General features: G+C 45.6%; 9 protein-coding genes and 1 pseudogene. 4 read left to right on the top strand and 6 right to left on the bottom strand.

What is annotated here, in order from left to right:
• Window positions 1-336: 336 nt before the first annotated feature.
• Window positions 337-4,137, bottom strand: a pseudogene (locus tag VFDL14_RS25075) (VCBS domain-containing protein).
• A 403-nt stretch (window positions 4,138-4,540) separates the two neighbouring features.
• Between VFDL14_RS25075 and VFDL14_RS22400 the strand changes: the two are divergent.
• Window positions 4,541-5,848: a TolC family outer membrane protein gene (locus tag VFDL14_RS22400; protein ID WP_032548697.1), complete on the top strand. Its 1,308-nt coding sequence runs from the start codon at window positions 4,541-4,543 to the stop codon at window positions 5,846-5,848.
• Window positions 5,848-6,456, top strand: coding sequence for an OmpA family protein (locus tag VFDL14_RS22405; protein ID WP_032548696.1), 609 nt, complete (start codon window positions 5,848-5,850; stop codon window positions 6,454-6,456). Before VFDL14_RS22400 ends, VFDL14_RS22405 begins: the two co-directional genes overlap by 1 nt.
• A gap of 158 nt (window positions 6,457-6,614) precedes the next feature.
• Here VFDL14_RS22405 and nhaA read toward each other — a convergent pair whose 3' ends face one another.
• The 5 genes from nhaA to VFDL14_RS22430 form a co-directional block, all read right to left on the bottom strand.
• Window positions 6,615-7,778, bottom strand: coding sequence for a Na+/H+ antiporter NhaA (nhaA, locus tag VFDL14_RS22410; RefSeq protein WP_032548694.1), 1,164 nt, complete (start codon window positions 7,776-7,778; stop codon window positions 6,615-6,617).
• A 275-nt stretch (window positions 7,779-8,053) separates the two neighbouring features.
• Entirely contained in the window at window positions 8,054-9,190 is a 1,137-nt protein-coding gene (locus VFDL14_RS22415; RefSeq protein WP_032548692.1) for a lipocalin-like domain-containing protein, read from the bottom strand.
• Window positions 9,191-11,644 (bottom strand): ABC transporter permease, encoded by a 2,454-nt coding sequence (locus VFDL14_RS22420; RefSeq protein WP_032548690.1) that lies wholly within the window; start codon window positions 11,642-11,644, stop codon window positions 9,191-9,193. It abuts the gene before it with no gap.
• Complete coding sequence (locus tag VFDL14_RS22425; RefSeq protein WP_032548689.1) at window positions 11,625-12,296, bottom strand: ABC transporter ATP-binding protein; 672 nt, start codon at window positions 12,294-12,296, stop codon at window positions 11,625-11,627. The genes VFDL14_RS22420 and VFDL14_RS22425 overlap by 20 nt, the downstream gene beginning before the upstream one ends.
• Before the next feature lie 122 nt (window positions 12,297-12,418).
• Window positions 12,419-13,792 (bottom strand): MATE family efflux transporter, encoded by a 1,374-nt coding sequence (locus tag VFDL14_RS22430; RefSeq protein WP_032548687.1) that lies wholly within the window; start codon window positions 13,790-13,792, stop codon window positions 12,419-12,421.
• A gap of 449 nt (window positions 13,793-14,241) precedes the next feature.
• Here VFDL14_RS22430 and VFDL14_RS22435 point away from each other — a divergent pair, with 449 nt between their 5' ends.
• Both VFDL14_RS22435 and VFDL14_RS22440 read left to right on the top strand, forming a co-directional pair.
• A complete protein-coding gene (locus VFDL14_RS22435) occupies window positions 14,242-15,684 on the top strand; it encodes a cytochrome c peroxidase (RefSeq protein WP_032548686.1) in 1,443 nt (480 codons plus the stop codon).
• A gap of 131 nt (window positions 15,685-15,815) precedes the next feature.
• Window positions 15,816-17,294, top strand: coding sequence for a DUF2867 domain-containing protein (locus VFDL14_RS22440; protein WP_032548685.1), 1,479 nt, complete (start codon window positions 15,816-15,818; stop codon window positions 17,292-17,294).
• Window positions 17,295-17,409: the final 115 nt, after the last annotated feature.

Here is a 17,409-nt window from a genome sequence, read left to right as displayed (position 1 = left end):
TTCACCCATTGGTCGTACCAGTTTTAAAAATAGTTTGATAACACCCTGAATTGCCTGCGTTTTAGAAAATAAGAAAAAAAGAACAAATTTTCTTGGAACTGATTGGAAGTTGGCGGGTCATAAAAAGGGTAACAAGAAGCGCATTTTTAAGTCTTTCTGGCCGTCAGACTTGTTTCACTCTCTTGTTACTCACTGCAATTTCCTTATTAACTCCTATACTTGTATCCGCCCAAACCGAGTTGGTTTGGGCTTTTTTTTTGCCTGCATTAAACGCAAAAAACGCCCTACGAAATCGAAGGACGTTTTGTATTAGAGTTTTGCGATCTAAGAACAGGACTAAGCTGCATCGTTTTTAATCAGCTCGCCCAATACCGCTAGGTCATCATTAATATCAATAGACACTCCTAGTTCAGGCGCGACATCTTGAATAACAATCGTTTGAGCGTCACTGCCGTTTTCAAGTGGTATACTCAATTCGACATCGTCACCGTTGATAGTCACATCAATCATACTTAGTAGAGCTTCCATTTGATCTTCGTCTTGCGGGTCTTCTAGAAGATCGCTGAGATCAATCAGATCACCCGATCCGTTGCTGTACAACTCGAAGTCTTTGATAACGTCAGTTCCGTTATCTAATGCATCATCCAACCAAGCAAAGATGTTATCTTCGGCATTACCAATTAGCAGGTCATTGCCGTAATCAGCAACCAACGCCTCATCATTCTCCGCACTAATTACGTTATATGACTGTGGATCCTCGATATCGAGCGTTACAGTTTCAACCGTACTTTCCGCCCCGTTTGAATCTACGGCCACATAATCGAAGGTCGCATCTTCAGTTACAACTTCATTACCTTGGATGTAACGAAGCTCCCAGTTGCCCCCGGTCGATGACAACTCCATTGATACGATCGGATTGGCTGGAGAAGAGTAGCTGAACTCATATAGGATTTGTTCATTACCTACGTCCCCCTCATCTTTTTGGTACTGTTCCGTGTGTTGGGTTCCATCTAAGAAGGTATAAACGACTTCAATATAGACGTTACTATTAGTGTTGAATTCACCGCCCATCCCGTCTAAACCAAATGTGACGGTATCCAACGGATTGTCATTGAGATCAACAATTAAGGTCTCTTGCATATTCATGCCTTGACCATCAGTATCACCGATACCATAACCAACATGTGGTTGCTCGCCTTGGTACTGCTTCAAAGGCTTATCATTGTTGTCTTCAATGGAGATGGTTATGGTTTTCCCATTAGATAAAGTGATCAAGCGCTCTGTCGGGGAAACCTCTTCACCCCAGTTGTAGAAACCATCGACCAGTTCAGGGAAGTCATCACCTGACCCGCTGTACCCTAACTCAAATTCTTCACCTGGGCCGGCAACGAAGCTGATGTTGTTAGGCACAAACAAGGTTTCATTATCAATATCCTCTTGTGTAACTTCTCGACTAACACCATTCTCGTCGGTATAGAGCAAAGTGCCATTGCTTGGTAAATCGACAATTCTGATGTTGAGAGGAATATCGTCATGGTCATCCTCTAAATCAGAGATGTAGTCTGGAATACCCTCGCTATCACTGTCGAATATGATTGGGATGACGGTATTATCGTTATCAACCACAACGAAACTCTCAGCCACAGGCGCATCATTGGCACCATTGATGGTTATTTGAATCTCATGAGTCACCCCATCTGTTGAAGTGACAATGTAGTTCTCAATGATCGTATCATCATCGTTTAGATATTGAATCGCACTATTATCGAGCGTGTAGGTCCATGCACCATCTGGGGTTATGGTTAGCATACCCATAGCCATTGCCAAAGTAGAACCAACAGAATTAAAAGTCCCATTAGGCAAGAAAGCCGGAGTGTCACTAGCATCGACATCAGTGATGGTTAAGGTGCCCGAAGCGGTGAGTTCGTTGTCTTGACTCACATCCACATCCTCAGTGACTTCACCCATATCTGAGTCGCCCTCACCCACGGTGATTTCAGATGGGTCATCCGCACCATTAATAGTAATGGTCACCTCACTGGTGGTTCCGTCTGTCGCGGTGACGGTATACACCTCAACCACGCTTTCGTCATCATCCAGATATTGAACCAAGTCATTATTCACCACGTAGGTCCACGCACCGTCTGGCGTAATGGTCAGCATACCGAGTGCGCTACCATTGGTGGAGCCAACAGGGTTAAAGGTTCCGTTCGGCTCAAAGGCAGGATCATCACTGGTATCCACATCCGTGATAGTGAGCGTCCCTGACGTGGTGAGTTCGTTGTCTAATGAGACATCCACATCCTCAGTGACTTCGCCCATATCTGAGTCGCCCTCACCTACAGTGATTTCAGATGGGTCATCGGCACCATTAATGGTAATGGTCACTTCACTGGTGGTTCCGTCTGTCGCGGTGACGGTGTACACCTCAACCACGCTTTCATCGTCATCCAGATATTGCACTAGGTCGTTATTAACCACATAGGTCCACGCACCGTCTGGTGTGATGGTCAACGAGCCAAGCGCGCTGCCATTGGTGGAACCAACAGGGGCCAAGCGCGCTGCCATTGGTGGACCCAACAGGGTTAAAGGTTCCGTTCGGTTCAAAAGCAGGGTCGTCACTGGTGTCGACATCCGTGATGGTGAGCGTACCAGAAGTAGTCAGTTCGTTGTCTAATGAGACATTGTCGACATCCGTGATGGTGAGCGTACCAGACGTGGTGAGTTCGTTGTCTAATGAGACATCCACATCCTCAGTCACCTCACCCATATCTGAGTCGCCCTCACCTACTCTGAGTCGCCCTCACCCACGGTGATTTCAGATGGGTCATCCGCACCATTAATAGTAATGGTCACCTCACTGGTGGTTCCGTCTGTCGCGGTGACGGTATACACCTCAACCACGCTTTCGTCATCATCCAGATATTGAACCAAGTCATTATTCACCACGTAGGTCCACACACCGTCTGGCGTAATGGTCAGCATACCGAGTGCGCTACCATTGGTGGATCCAACAGGGTTAAAGGTACCGTTCGGTTCAAAGGCAGGGTCGTCACTGGTATCAACATCAGTGATAGTTAAAGTGCCAGAGGTGGTCAGTTCGTTGTCTAATGAGACATCGACATCCTCAGTCACTTCACCCGTATCTGAATCACCTTCACCTACGGTGATTTCAGATGGATCATCCGCACCATTAATGGTAATGGTCACCTCACTGGTGGTTCCGTCTGTCGCGGTTACGGTATACACCTCGACCACGCTTTCATCGTCATCCAGATATTGAACTAAGTCATTATTGACCTCATAGCTCCAAGCTCCATCAGGAGTAATAGTAAGTGAACCCAGGGCACTGTCGTTGGTCGATCCGACTGGATTAAAGGCTCCGTTGGGTTCAAAAGTAGGCGTATCGCTGTCGACATCTGAAATGGAGATTTGACCGGAAGTTTCCAGAAGGTTACCTTCAAGGGAAACATCAACATCTTCCGTTACGCTACCAGAACCGGTTGTGGCTACTGCTGCATCATCAGTGCCTATAATAGTCACTGTTATAACTTCTTCGGTACCATCTGATGTTTCAACAGTAAAGCTATCTTGTATCTGCTCACCGTCCGCCAACTCATCAAACGGACTATTAGCAACAAAGGTCCAAGTACCGTCTTCATTAATGACAAAGTCGCCGTAGCCATTATCACCTTCGCCTTCATCAGCGACAAAGGTTACTTCAGGATCATCTGTAACTAGATTGCCCCCAGTTTCGATCGGAACATCTTCCTCAAACTCAATAACATCTGATACTCCAGATACCAACGCAAAAGCAATAATGTCAAAGAGCTCTAGACTTTGAGTTTCAGATAACCCCTGACTCTCAAGCCCTTCTGTTTCAAAATGGGTTGTTGCTTGTACTTCAGCCGCTGTTCGCGATATGGTTCCGCTATTAACTAAACTTGACCCGTCAGGTTCGCCACTGGCGGTATCAAATTCGTCTCCTAAATCAGCCGTAGGGTCAAAGCCCTCCTCCACAGCTCTTATTACTTGTGCGATGGCATCATCAGTATCAACGACTCTATTAACTGTTTCGTCTTCGTAATACCGAGCATTGATAGTCGGTTCACTTCCACTGCTATTATCGACACTCACAACAACATCACCGGTACGCAGTGTCTCTCCTTCTGCTAACCGTCTTATTTGCCCTTTTGCATCGACAACCAACGCGCCGCTCACTCCACTGAGTAAGCCAACATTGATAGTTCCCATAACTCACTTCCTTGCATAGTTCAGCCAGCCTTCCCACTCGACCGAACTTCGCTATAACACCCACTTAAATTTAGTTGCAATGTTATTGATAATCCACTCACTAAAGGACTCAGCTAATTCATAATGACAATTATGTCAACATAGCTAGTTACTTAGATTCGAAAAAAAATTAGGTAAACTTCGCGTTTTGGTTCAAATGTCCTAAGCTTCGTTTAAGACTTTTGTTCCGCCGAGAGCAATAACGAGAGTGACAAATAGGACATCTAGAAGTAGAAGGAGACCTACTTTGAAACTGTTTAAACTATCTATTATTTGCTGCTTTATGACTGGGGCTCCGGCTTACAGTCAGACCCTTGAGCAGGCAGTAGCCATTACTTTGGCTACCAATCCCGAGATAAAAAGTATTTTTAACGAATTCGTGAGCGTCAAAAAACAAAACGACGCCTCTGGAGGAGCATATTTACCGAGCATAGATTTAGATGCGGGAATCGGTTATGAGGGGATCAATCCTGCCCCCAATAATGGCCCAGATACCGACCTAACTAGAAAAGAAGCAACAATTTCCCTTACCCAACTCATTTGGGATGGCACTGCTACGTTATACGATATGGACCGTACGGCAGCAGAAGCCGAGTCGGTAAGGTTTCAATTGATCGCGGATGCCGAAGACAAAGCGTTGGAAGTAACACAAATTTACTTGGATGCCGTGAAAGCGACCGAGGTATTGGCGTTATCGGAGAGTAACCTAGCGGTTCATAAAAAGATCTATAAAGACATTAAACGAAGAGCAGAGTCTGGAATCGGCTCTACCGCGGATGTCTCCCAAGTAGAAGCACGTATTGCAAAGGCGCACGGTAATTTACTTGCAGCCCAAAACAATCTAGTTGATACACATACTCAATTTAGAAGAGTGGTAGGACAGGAACCTTTGGGGTTGATTTACCCAAGAGCGGACATCTCCAAGCTGCCTTTATCTCTGAATGATGCGATTGTTTATGCGTTCGATAATCACCCTGTTATCAAAATTTCAGCGGCTGATGTTGATTCAGCTCACTTCCAATACAAACAGTCTAAAGGGGTTAACTACCCGACCTTCTCTATTGAAGCATCACAAACTTGGCGAGATGATGCCGGGGGGGATGAAGGTTCTAGTGATGAAACCCTGGCTATGCTGCGCATGCGTTATAACTTGTATAACGGCGGCTCCGACAGCGACAGAACGGAAGCAGCAGCTTACCAACTAAACAAATCAAAGGACTTGAGAGACCGAGCTTATCGACAAGTAGAGGAAGGATTAAGACTCTCTTGGAGTGCATTAGACTTAACTCTACAGCAAAAGAACTTTCTTTCTGACCATGTTGATTCCGCTTCGGAAACAGTCATTGCTTACGAGAAGCAATATCGAATCGGCCAACGTACCTTACTTGATTTATTAAATACAGAAAATGAGCTATTTGAGGCGCGTAAAGATTACCTCGATGCTCACTATGCCGAGCAGTACGCAAAGTATCGTGTATTGAACGCAACAGGTTCACTTCTTAATGCTCTACTCGTAGACATTCCTGAAGAGTGGACACAACCCGTGGAGTATTAATGATGAAAGCTTTCTATTTATTACTTCCCATCGTAGCCCTTTCTGTCAATGCAGCAGACTACCAAGAAGAGGATTACATTGATACTCCTGAAGCGGAACAGATATCCGATTTGAGAGATGATGACAAAGATGGTGTCGTCAATGCGAGAGACCTCTGCCCAGGCACCCCTACAGCATCGCAAGTTGATAACGATGGGTGCGGTGAGACGGTTCGTTCTCAAGAAGTTAGGCAGCTAAGAATCCTGTTCGCTCACGACTCTTTTGAGATAAATCCAATCTTCTCCGATCAGATAACGACAATGGCTGAATTTCTGAAGAAGTACAAAACAGCTTCTATTGAGATTCAAGGTTACGCGAGTAAAGTTGGTTCTAATGAATACAACTTAGAGCTATCGAAGAAACGAGCTAATGAAGTTCAAAGCGAAATTCTACAAAATGGTATCGCTGCCGATCGCGTACGTATCGTAGGATTTGGTGAATCGCGTCTTGAAAAAGAAGGCGATGACCCGACTTCTCATGCTTTAAACCGAAGAGTAACGGCAACGGTAGTGGGCTTGGAAGAACAAATCGTCGAAGAATGGACTATTTTCACCACACTAGAAAAATAGCTTATAAGACGTGAAAACTTGTCACTATAAGACAAGTAAAACAATAAAGCCGTGATGAACACTCATCACGGCTTTTTCGTTTCTTTGTCATTATGTTTTTAAAAGTGTTGGTGGCTACTGTCCTAACCAGCCAACCCTTTCAAACATGTTTGTAATGATTACAGCTTAACTTCTTGATGCTTTGTCTTAGGTAACGAGACACTCAGTAGCACGTAACCTAGGATTGCCGCTGTCGTTGAGCCCATTAAGATACCTAGTCGAGCCAGCGTATCAAAATCTGCGTTTGTTGGGCCAAACGCCAATGAAGAGATGAAGATAGACATCGTAAAGCCGATACCACATAGCACAGACACCGCGAAGATGTTCATGAAGTTCACGCCTTCAGGAAGCTTAGCTACGCCTGTTTTCACTGCGCCCCAGCTGAATAGGAAGATGCCCAGCGGCTTACCAATCAATAGACCTAGCGCAATACCAAGCGGTAGCATGCCTGTCAGGTTTGAAATTGAGATGCCTTCTAGTGAAATACCTGCGTTTGCAAATGCGAAGATTGGCAAGATTGCAAAAGCTACGTACGGGTGTAGAGCATGCTCTAGGTGTTTCAGCGGAGAATGCTCCCCTTTATTGCCTTTGAGTGGGATCGCAAAGCCGATAACCACACCAGCAAGTGTTGCGTGAACACCAGACTTTAATACTGCGAACCACAGAATTGCACCAACAATCAGATAAGCGCTCAGTTTAGTCACATGCTTATTGTTTAGCATGAACAGTACACCTGTCGCGATGAAGCCAACCGTTAGCGCTAGCGTCGATAGGTCACCTGAGTAGAACAGTGCAATGATAACAACAACACCTAGGTCATCGATGATAGCTAGAGCCAACAGGAACACCTTCAAGCTTACCGGTACACGGTTACCCAGAAGTGCCATGATACCCAATGCGAATGCGATATCTGTAGCAGCTGGGATAGCCCAACCTTGAAGCGCTTCAGGGTTACTTGAGTTGAATAGCACATAAATTAGTGCAGGAGCTAGCATACCACCTACCGCAGCGATAGCCGGGAAGATTGCTGTCTCTTTAGATTTTAATGCGCCTTCTAAAAGCTCACGCTTTACTTCAAGGCCGATGAGTAGGAAGAAGACTGCCATTAAGCCGTCGTTGATCCAGTGAGACACGGACATACCAAATACGTATGTGTGTAGCATACCCTGATACATTTCGTTCAGAGGTGAGTTCGCTACGAACATTGCAACTGCCGCAGCAATTACCAAAATGATGCCGCCAGCAGATTCCATTTTAAAGAAGTCACGGATGACGTCGTTCATGATTTCGCCCTTATATTTATTATTTAAATAAACGAATAACAAAGAATAGACACGAGTGTATAGCCAACTTTCGACGATACATAATCACTTCTTTGGATGTTTAACTTCGGTTTTTCCTACAAATACTAAACAATACGTCGTATATTCCATAATGTTGTTACTCACACTAAATTAAGTATAGATGACCAATATTATAAGTGTAAGCTAGACGAACCCTCCATAAAGTGAGTTAACGTGCATAAAAAAGGCTATCAAATGATAGCCTTATATAACAATCAATACCCAGTCAGTTGCATAAACCCTGACGCCTCATGGCTTCCACTGGCCATAATGGGTCCCTCCCAATAAGGGATAACAAACGGTAGCCACATGTCCCTACGTTGAATCCGAGTTGTGAGGTTGATCTCATATTTAGGCACATTGATGATCCACTGAAGCGGCATTCTGCGCCCGTTGAGCAGGGTACTATTAGGTAATGGTGTAATGTCGATATCAGAATCAGAGAGTTGATAAACCTTTCCTGAGCGAGTTGCTAGCGTACCAAACACATATGGCATCTGCTCATTGCTCCGGTAGCGACTCACACTCAGAGCAGAACCATCATCTAAGTTAAAGACAAACCAATCCCAACCTTGCTGCCCTTCACCAAGTAAACCACTGCCCCACTCTTTATGAAGCCAGGCGTTACCAGATACTTCAATTTCTTTACCATCAAGCATCAGTTTGCCATTCAGAGCCAAGAACGGCGCACTAAAGTTGTATGAAGCAATAGGAAGTAAATCGTGTTTCTTCTGATAGCCGTTTTCGCCATTCAGCACGTAAGGACCTTTGGTCACTGAATCGAGCTCTAAACCAAATGTGTCGGTCTCAATGCTCAAACGCCCTGGGAACGGGGTAGCCCCAAGCGCACGCCAGTTCCAGTTATCAATCCAAATTCGGAATGGACGGTTAGTCATTCCTGCTTGACCAATACCGCCACGTGCGAGTCTTTGTTCTTTCCACACTTGAGTGGCTGAGGTTACAACGACATTAGAGATATAGATTTGTGGGCTTTGCCAACCACGCGCCTCTCGTTCATCGGTCGCGATTCTAAAAAAGCTCCATTGAACGGAATAGTCTTTACCATTGGCATCTTCTAAAGTCGCGAAGTAATGCCACCACTCATGTTGGAACTCAGGGTGGAATTGGAAATCTTTCGGCAGTGAAACGGTGCGGTCAGGCAATACCGGTTCAAACACCTTAAATTGTTCACTCACCAATACAGAATTGACTTCATTGATGCCCTCTTCACCAACATCAACGAAGTAAGAGTAATAGGACCAAATACCAACAAACAGACCAAAGAAGCCGACCAGTAGAGCTGCAGAAAGCACTTTGTTTGTTGTCTTTTTCACGCCTTTTCTTTGACCCATTTACAGCGCATCCCTAAGTGATTTCATCGGTGTATTACCTATCATACGTAATACTGGCAAGGCTCCAGCGATCATCAACGCCGCCATCGACCATGCAAAAGTCATGAAGTAGTCCCAAGGTATGACTTGCAGCTCTAAAGACCAACCGAAAGACTGCTTAATCACGATATCTACAATCAGGTTAGCCAACGCCAAACCAAGAGGTATCGCTATCAGTGACGATATCAGACCAAAGACAAACAACTGTAGGCTTCCTGTGAAGATCAGCTCTTTTGCCGACACGCCTAAGCAGCGCTGCAGCGAAATATGACGTTGCCTTGATACCTCACCCGCAACGGTCGCGAAGAAGATACCAAACACAGCAATAACCAACGTAATGTTGCCCAAGGTATCAGCAATCGCAAAAGTACGGTCAAAGACACGCATCGCTTGGCTATGAATATTGTTATTGTCAAAGATGCGCTCAGAGCTCAATCTAAATACCGACTCTAGCCTGCTACGCAGTCCGGTTGGATTCACATCTTCTTTCAGTATGACACCTAATCCAACGTTGCCCCGCCCCGCAAAGCCATATAACCAATTACGATGCGACATCATGACTTGATGATAAGGATTACCGTAATCGTAATAAACGCCGACAACTTGCCAACCAGAGCCAAGGCTATCGTACATATCGATGTAGTCACCCGGACGAATGCCTAGCTTGAGCGACATCGACTCACTAATAAGGACGCCCTTAGAGTGATGTAGGTGGTACCAGTAGTTCGGGATACCCAGCTTAATGGTTAACGCCTCTAACTCCCCTTCGGAAGGACCAGTACTCACAACTTGGATACTGCCTACTGGAGAAGGAATATCTTTCTCCCAGCGCCACCATACTGAGTCAACTTCAGGTTGGTCTGATAACCAGTTGCTCATGCGTGCTGCAGAGTTGTTGGTTGGGTAGATATACAAGTCTGCCGCAAGACGCTGAGACAGCCATTTATCAGTGGTGTCTCGGAAGCTGCCTACCATAGTTTCGACGCCAATGTTTGCCGTCATCGCTAGCATAAACGCCATAGTAGCAACGCCTCGGTAACTCATGCTTGCAGCTGCATCCGCGAAGAACCAGCGCGCACGAACCCAGCGTAAAGAGTATGAGAAGCTATTGAACAGCTTCCACATTAAGAAAGGCGTAAACAGCGCCACACTCACCAACATTAACGCAATGATGGCAAAGCCAGATTCTTGTGTCTGAGGAGCTTGATATACCGCCACCGCAGCAACACAGAAACCACAACCGATCAACGCTTGCCATGTAAACTCAGTACCCGCGAAACGCATCAGAGACAAACGAGATGAGAGTCGAATTGGCTGGGACTTTAGCAAACGGATCAAAGGCCAAGCACACGCTAAAAATGCACCGATTAATGCCATACCAAAGCTGTAGACGCTCGCTCTCCAGCTCCAGTCGATACTTAAGCCAACATTAGCGTCATAAAGATCGCCGAGACTTGAAGATACAGCTGGCAATAATTGGTTTGCCAACATCACGCCAAAGACGTTACCGCAGATCCAGCTAACCACAACCAGCGCTAGCAACTCAAAACAGAGTGCTTTGGTTAACTGCCAGCCTGATACGCCAGTTTGTCTAAGAACCCCAACCAAAGGCTGTCTCTGTATAAAAGAGAGCGACATAGCTTGATAGAAGATGAACAGGCCTACAACAAACGAAAGCATTCCCATCGCCGTCAAATTCAAGTGGAATGCACTGGTTAGCGACTCCAACTCAGCTTTAGAACTGCGAGAGATGGTTAAGCCATTCGGCAGCATGCTCTTAAGACGCTCAAACTTCGCTTCCGACATATCTGAACAAGCGATAACGGATAGGCCAGAACTGCGCTTCAACATTCTCAGTAAAGAGATGTCCGCAATCAAACGTGTGCCGTTAATCATCTTGTTCTGGTCTACAATCAAAGGACCAAGCTCAGAGCCGTCGGCAAGATAAATATAGTCACCATCACGCCACTCCATATGCTTGGCCAGATCATCACTCACTAAGATAGGGTATGGCGGCTTCATCAAGTTGAGCGTGGTGAGGTCTTGAAGCGCAACACCAGGTTGCAACTGAAGCATCGAGACAGGATCTAAGCCTATCAACATGAAGTTGGAGCCGTTTTCGTCTGTTACGCGATGGTTATCAAAAGGGGCGCACTGGTGAAAACCTTCACGACGCAGTTGAATGTAGAAACCTTGCGGGATCTTATTGGCGCTATGTTTTGGGCGAATACGGTAAGGAAGCGGATTGGAGAATAGCTTTTCGCCATGAGCATAGCTCTGCTTAGCATGCTGGTTGATGGCAGTAACACCAACCAAAAGAGAGACGCCCAGTGTTAGACCGAGCCAAACAAGAATGATTTGAAGTGGGTAGCGTCGATAATGACCGAGTAGCGCTTTAACTACGGGCCATAACATGAAGCTGCCCCCCTTGTAGACGAATGCAGCCATCCATATGCTGGGCAACCTTTTCACTGTGCGTCACTAACAATAGCGTACACTCAAGCTCACGTGCTAATGACGTCAGTAAGCGCATTACCGCTTCTGCGTTACGCTCGTCTAGGCTACCAGTTGGCTCATCGGCAAGCAGGATCTTCGGTTCCATATAAAGAGCTCGAGCAATCGCGGCACGCTGCTGCTGACCACCAGACACCTCTTCAGGGTAGCGTCCCAATAAAGGCATAAGATCGAGTGCAGACAAAATTTGACGCCATAAGCCTTTATCTTCAGGTAAACCCTTCAGTTGACGGCAAAAGCGAATGTTATCGGCAATGTTCAGTGTTGGCAGGAGATTGAACTGTTGAAAGATATGCCCGATGTTATTGCGACGGTAAGCAGTGCGATCGCGCTCCTTTGCCATATGCATATCAAAGTTCGGGAATAGGATTTCCCCAGAGTCAGCAAGGTCGAGCCCTGCAATGAGGTTAAGCAGAGTACTCTTACCTGAGCCACTTTCACCCATTAATGCAAGCTGGTCCCCTTGATTTAATGTTAATTCAGCACCTTGTAAAACGGGATGGAACTCTCCCCCGTCGACATAGCCCTTACATAGGTCTGATAGCTTTAACATTAAACAGCTCACATTAGTTAGAATTTGGAATGAGAATCTACACTAAATCTAAGGTTGTAGGAAGTAATTTGAAAGATAGATCACATGCTAAGTATAAAGTCACATAAATCTTACGTCTGACTTCAACTTCCTATAAGATTTTTTATCCATTTCTTACTCTTCATGCGATAGAGCGACCCACCCCATTTGATCACCTCTTCTGTTAAGAACATCAAATAGATCCATTCAGGTTCGACGCCAAAATAGATAGCTGCAATAGCCGCTAAAGGGATACTAATCAGCCACTGGGCAATCAAATCTTGGTAGAGGCAGAATTTCACATCTCCACCCGCTCGTAAAATGCCAACAATCACCGTCATTGGGATAGAACGAACCACAATGCCCAAGCTCAAAATCAAGATGAATTTTTCAGATAACTCACGCGTTTCTGGAGTCAGTGCGCTGAAGGAATCTAAGATTGGTGCTTGAACAAAATAGAGCACCAACGCGACCAAAATGCTGGTGAAAAACGCAATGATGCTGATGCCCAATGCTTGGTAATAAACCGCTTCATTGTTTTTGGCTCCTAACTGATTACCCACCAGCACGGCAGCAGCGGTCGACATACCAATTAGAATTGCCAAAGAGATAGATTCAACTGGTGTCATCACCGAGAGTGCTGCTAAGCCCTGAACGCCCGATTGCCCCATGATCGCGTGATAGGCAAACAATCCCCCCGCCCAAGCTAAGAAGTTAAAGGTTGTTGGCAAAGAGAGCTTGAGAAACCTAACGACTTTCTGGACCGTTGCTGCAGCCATAACGTCAGCGCCTTTAAAAGCCAACAAGTGCTTCTTCCAGTAAAGGTATCCATAAAGCGTCACCACCTCGATCGCGCCGCTCAACACAGTTGCAATCGCTGCACCTTTGATGCCCATCGCAGGCATGCCGAGATTACCGAAAATAAGAATCCAGTTAAGAAAGATATTAGAGAGAATACCAATGCCGCTGAAAAAGGTACTTAGCCCAGGTCGGTGCATCGCGCGGAGCCCCACCGCCATACTACTCACACAAGCAACGGCAAACATACTGAACGCGGTAATCACGATGTATTCGGTACCTAAACCGATAACTTCTTGTGAATCTGTGGTAACGCCCATAACTTGTGTTGGGAAAGAAACAAAGAACACGACTGTTAGCGCTGCGAACAACATCGAAACAAGCCAAGTCAGCGCGGTACTCTCTCGCACACCTTGTTTATCGCCGGCACCCCAATATTGAGCCGTTAACAGAGCACCACCCGTTGTTACCCCAACCAACATAATCGTGGTCACGAACATGGCACGACTTGCCACACCCACAGCAGCGATATCAGCTTCCCCTAACTGCCCCAGCATCAAGACGTCAACCAAGCCTCTACTTGAAAACATAATGCTCTGCAGCGTAATAGGCAGTGCAATGGCAATCAGCTGGCGAACAAAGTCACCTTTGGTATGACGTATTATTGAAGCAAGAAGCATAAGGTCACCTCAACGGAACATATTGAAGAAAAAGAGGAACATCGAAACAGTATAACAGTCGTATGTTTTCACCCACGGTGATAAGCCGAGAATCAGGAGGTGATAAAAAGACTGCTATGAAACCAAGTGAAGAGCCATTAAAGCACAATCAATTCAAACAATGAATGAAAAACAGGCATATACAGATAAAATATAACCCACCAAATCATTTATAGCGCTTTTATCCGAGTAAATTCCGATTTTTGATTAAAATCAAAGTTAAGTTCGATATCTAAATTACTGAAATTGTTATTAAAAATAACATAAACAAATAAATACATGTTTTACAACAAATTTAAATGTTAAAAAGCTTACAATCTAGAAAATCGATTAATATCAATTCCTTTTTACCATTTCATTAAGTCTAACTAATTCAATAACTTCCAAAGCAAATCATTAGGGAGTTAACCATGAATAATAAAAAAATAGTACTAGGGTTAGTGGGTTTAGGTGTCGCGGCTTATTTAGGCTCAGTCTACATTGTAAATAAGGACGATAGAGATCTCGCAGCACGTCAAATTGCCCAATACTCACATTTAGACCCACAATCACTGAATTTCCAAGCCATGAAGATTATGGCTGATAAAGGGTGTGGATACTGCCATACCTCAGACAGCGAGATGCCTTTCTACTCAGAGTGGCCAATCGCTAAGAATCTAATGAAAGCAGATGTAAAAGTCGGCCTGCGTCACTTCGATATCAATAAGCTTTACCGCAACCTTCAGAACCAAGAGCCTGTCTCTGAAGTGGCGCTCGCACGTATCGAAAAAGTCTTATATGACGACTCTATGCCACCAAAGCTCTATCAATCAATGCACTGGGCAGCTGGAATCTCAAAAGACGAGAAGCACACCTTATTAAAGTGGATTCGTGAAAGCCGCGCTGAACGCCATCAGGACTCCCCTGTTACCGCTGAACGCAAACAGCGTGCATTGCAGCCTATCTACACCACTTTCGAAGTTGACGCAGGTAAAGCTGAGCTTGGCAAAGTGCTTTATCACGATACCCGACTTTCTGGCGACGATACTGTCTCGTGTGCGTCATGCCACAGCTTAGATACTGGTGGCGTGGATAACCTAGTGGGTTCAGTGGGTATCGATGGTCAAGTTGGTGGTATCAATGCTCCAACGGTATTCAATTCAGTCTACAACAAACTGCAGTTCTGGGATGGGCGTGCTCACGATCTTCAGGCTCAAGCTGGCGGCCCTCCATTCAACCCAATTGAAATGGGCTCTCACGACTGGGCTCAGGTGATTGAGAAGCTAAGCGACGATGACGAAATGGTCGCAATGTTCGAATACGCTTACCAAGGCGAAATGACTGGAGATACCATCACTCACGCCATTGCAGAATTTGAGAAAACGCTCACGACACCAAATAGTCGTTTTGACCAGTATTTAATGGGAGATAAGCAAGCGCTGAGCGAGACAGAACAACACGGTTTAGATCTGTTTAAACAATACAGCTGTCATACGTGCCACGCTGGTGAAGCTATGGGTGGTGAAACGTTTGAAACTATGGGCATCAAAGCAGACTATTTTGCTGACCGTAGTGCACCAATCATTGCTGAAGATATGGGGCGCTTTAATGTAACTGGGCAAGCAAGCGACAAGCATAAATTCAAAGTGCCTACACTACGTAACATTGAACTTACCGCGCCATACTTCCATGACGGGCAAGCTGAAACGCTTGAGCAAGCTATCTACGATATGGGTAAGTATCAGGTAGGCGTTGAGATGTCAGACAACGAAGTCAAAGCGATTAAGTCGTTTTTGAAAACCTTGACCGGTGAGTACAAAGGCGAGACGTTAAGCACCAAAGCCGACAGCGTTCAGCAAGCGAACAATGTATAAACACGATTATCGCTAAAACAATCTGAGACACAATTAAGCCAATAGCAAGATACTATTGGCTTTTATGCATATGACACTGGTAAATTAACAACTAGTGACGTCCCTACTTCATATCAACGAATGGAGTCTTTATGAAGAAAGTACTGGTGTTAGGCGCTTCTGGTTATGTTGGCTCTCAGCTATTGCCCCAACTCCTCAATCAAGGTTATCAGGTAACGGCAGCCGCTCGTCATATTGACTATTTGCAAGCTCGAACCGAGTCCCATCCAAACCTCTCACTAGAGTACTTAGATCTTGCTGATGCTCAGGCGACAAAACAGCTAGTACCTCAGTTTGATCTCATTTTCTTCCTCGTACACGGTATGGCAGAGGGACACGACTTTATTGATTACGAGCTCACGTTGGCAAGAAACTTTGTCAATGCGCTTGGCCCTCGCAATCAACATGTGATCTACCTAAGCTCACTGCAACCACAAACGGCAGATTCGGATCACCTTCAAGCACGAAAGAAAACTGGCGATCTATTAAGATCTGGCCCAGTTCCTATCACTGAGTTACAAGCGGGCGTGATCATCGGCCCGGGCTCCGCAGCCTTTGAAATAATGCGTGACTTTGTTTATAACCTGCCAATAATGATTGCGCCGAAGTGGGTCGATTCAAAAGCCAACCCAGTCGCCCTAAAAAACCTCAACTATTATCTGTTAAAGCTTGCCGAGGAAAACCCAGAGGCTCACCAAACCTTTGAAGTGGGCGGCCCAGATATTGTCAGTTACCGCAATCAATTTGCTCACATCGCTAAAACCGCAGATAGACCACTAAGGTTATGGGCAACATCGCTGTTAACTCCAACTATTGCCTCATACTGGCTTGGTGTCGTGACGTCCGTACCTTCGAATATAGGACGCGCCCTCCTTGCGGGCTTAAAGCATGACTTTATTGCTAACTCCACTGCAATTCAGGAGCGTTACCCACAACGCCTGATTTCATTCCAAACCATGGTTGAGCAAGCAATTCGAGCAGAAGGTGAATTCGTTAAGAGTAACGTTTGGGGCTTTGACAAAACTGCTTTTAAGCGCTGGCAAGCCGGCTACGGTTACTACCCTAAACAAACTGGGGCTACCATCCAATCTACCGTTTCCAAAGAAGAACTCTGGCAGGTGGCTCAACAGATAGGTAGCCCAAAACAAGGCTACTTCTTTGCTAATGCTCTATGGCGGACCCGTGAATGGCTGGATCTTTTCTTCGGTGGTGGAGTGCCCAAAAGGCAAGAACCAGAAGGCCCAACGCTCAAAGTTGGCGATCATATCGATTCATGGAAAGTGATTCGCTGTGAAGAAAATCAGTTCCTATCACTGCTATTCGGTATGAAAGGCCCCGGCCTTGGTCGCCTCGAGATAACAGTTTCCGACCTTGCCGATAATGACCAAACAAACAATCAAAGCGAACTCAATATTACCGCTTGGTGGCATCCTAAAGGCTTTCTGGGATTACTGTATTGGTTTGCCATGATGCCAGCACACCTATTTATATTTAAGGGTATGGTGAAGGCGATAGAAAGGCAGGCGAAAGAGCAGATGCGGGATACGAGTGGCGAGATGAGAAGAGATTGAAAAGCGGATTCGGGATTCGAGTGGCGGGATTTGAAATGATGTGGCCCCTAAAAAGTAGACACAGGGGTTTAGTTGATTAGCTCAAAATCCATGGGGCTCACTCCACCTAGAGTCC

This window comes from Vibrio fortis (assembly GCF_000695685.1).
GTDB classification, from domain to species: Bacteria; Pseudomonadota; Gammaproteobacteria; order Enterobacterales; family Vibrionaceae; genus Vibrio; species Vibrio fortis_A.
Note: the sequence above shows the minus strand (reverse complement) of the source record. Positions and strands in the feature narration are given on the sequence as shown.

Bases quoted from the DNA above. Each gene is read 5' to 3' on its own strand.
- VFDL14_RS22405 (WP_032548696.1), top strand. From the start codon at position 5,848: ATGATGAAAGCTTTCTATTTATTACTTCCCATCGTAGCCCTTTCTGTC.
- nhaA (WP_032548694.1), bottom strand. From the start codon at position 7,778: ATGAACGACGTCATCCGTGACTTCTTTAAAATGGAATCTGCTGGCGGC.
- VFDL14_RS22415 (WP_032548692.1), bottom strand. From the start codon at position 9,190: ATGGGTCAAAGAAAAGGCGTGAAAAAGACAACAAACAAAGTGCTTTCT.
- VFDL14_RS22420 (WP_032548690.1), bottom strand. From the start codon at position 11,644: ATGTTATGGCCCGTAGTTAAAGCGCTACTCGGTCATTATCGACGCTAC.
- VFDL14_RS22425 (WP_032548689.1), bottom strand. From the start codon at position 12,296: ATGTTAAAGCTATCAGACCTATGTAAGGGCTATGTCGACGGGGGAGAG.
- VFDL14_RS22430 (WP_032548687.1), bottom strand. From the start codon at position 13,792: ATGCTTCTTGCTTCAATAATACGTCATACCAAAGGTGACTTTGTTCGC.
- VFDL14_RS22435 (WP_032548686.1), top strand. From the start codon at position 14,242: ATGAATAATAAAAAAATAGTACTAGGGTTAGTGGGTTTAGGTGTCGCG.
- VFDL14_RS22440 (WP_032548685.1), top strand. From the start codon at position 15,816: ATGAAGAAAGTACTGGTGTTAGGCGCTTCTGGTTATGTTGGCTCTCAG.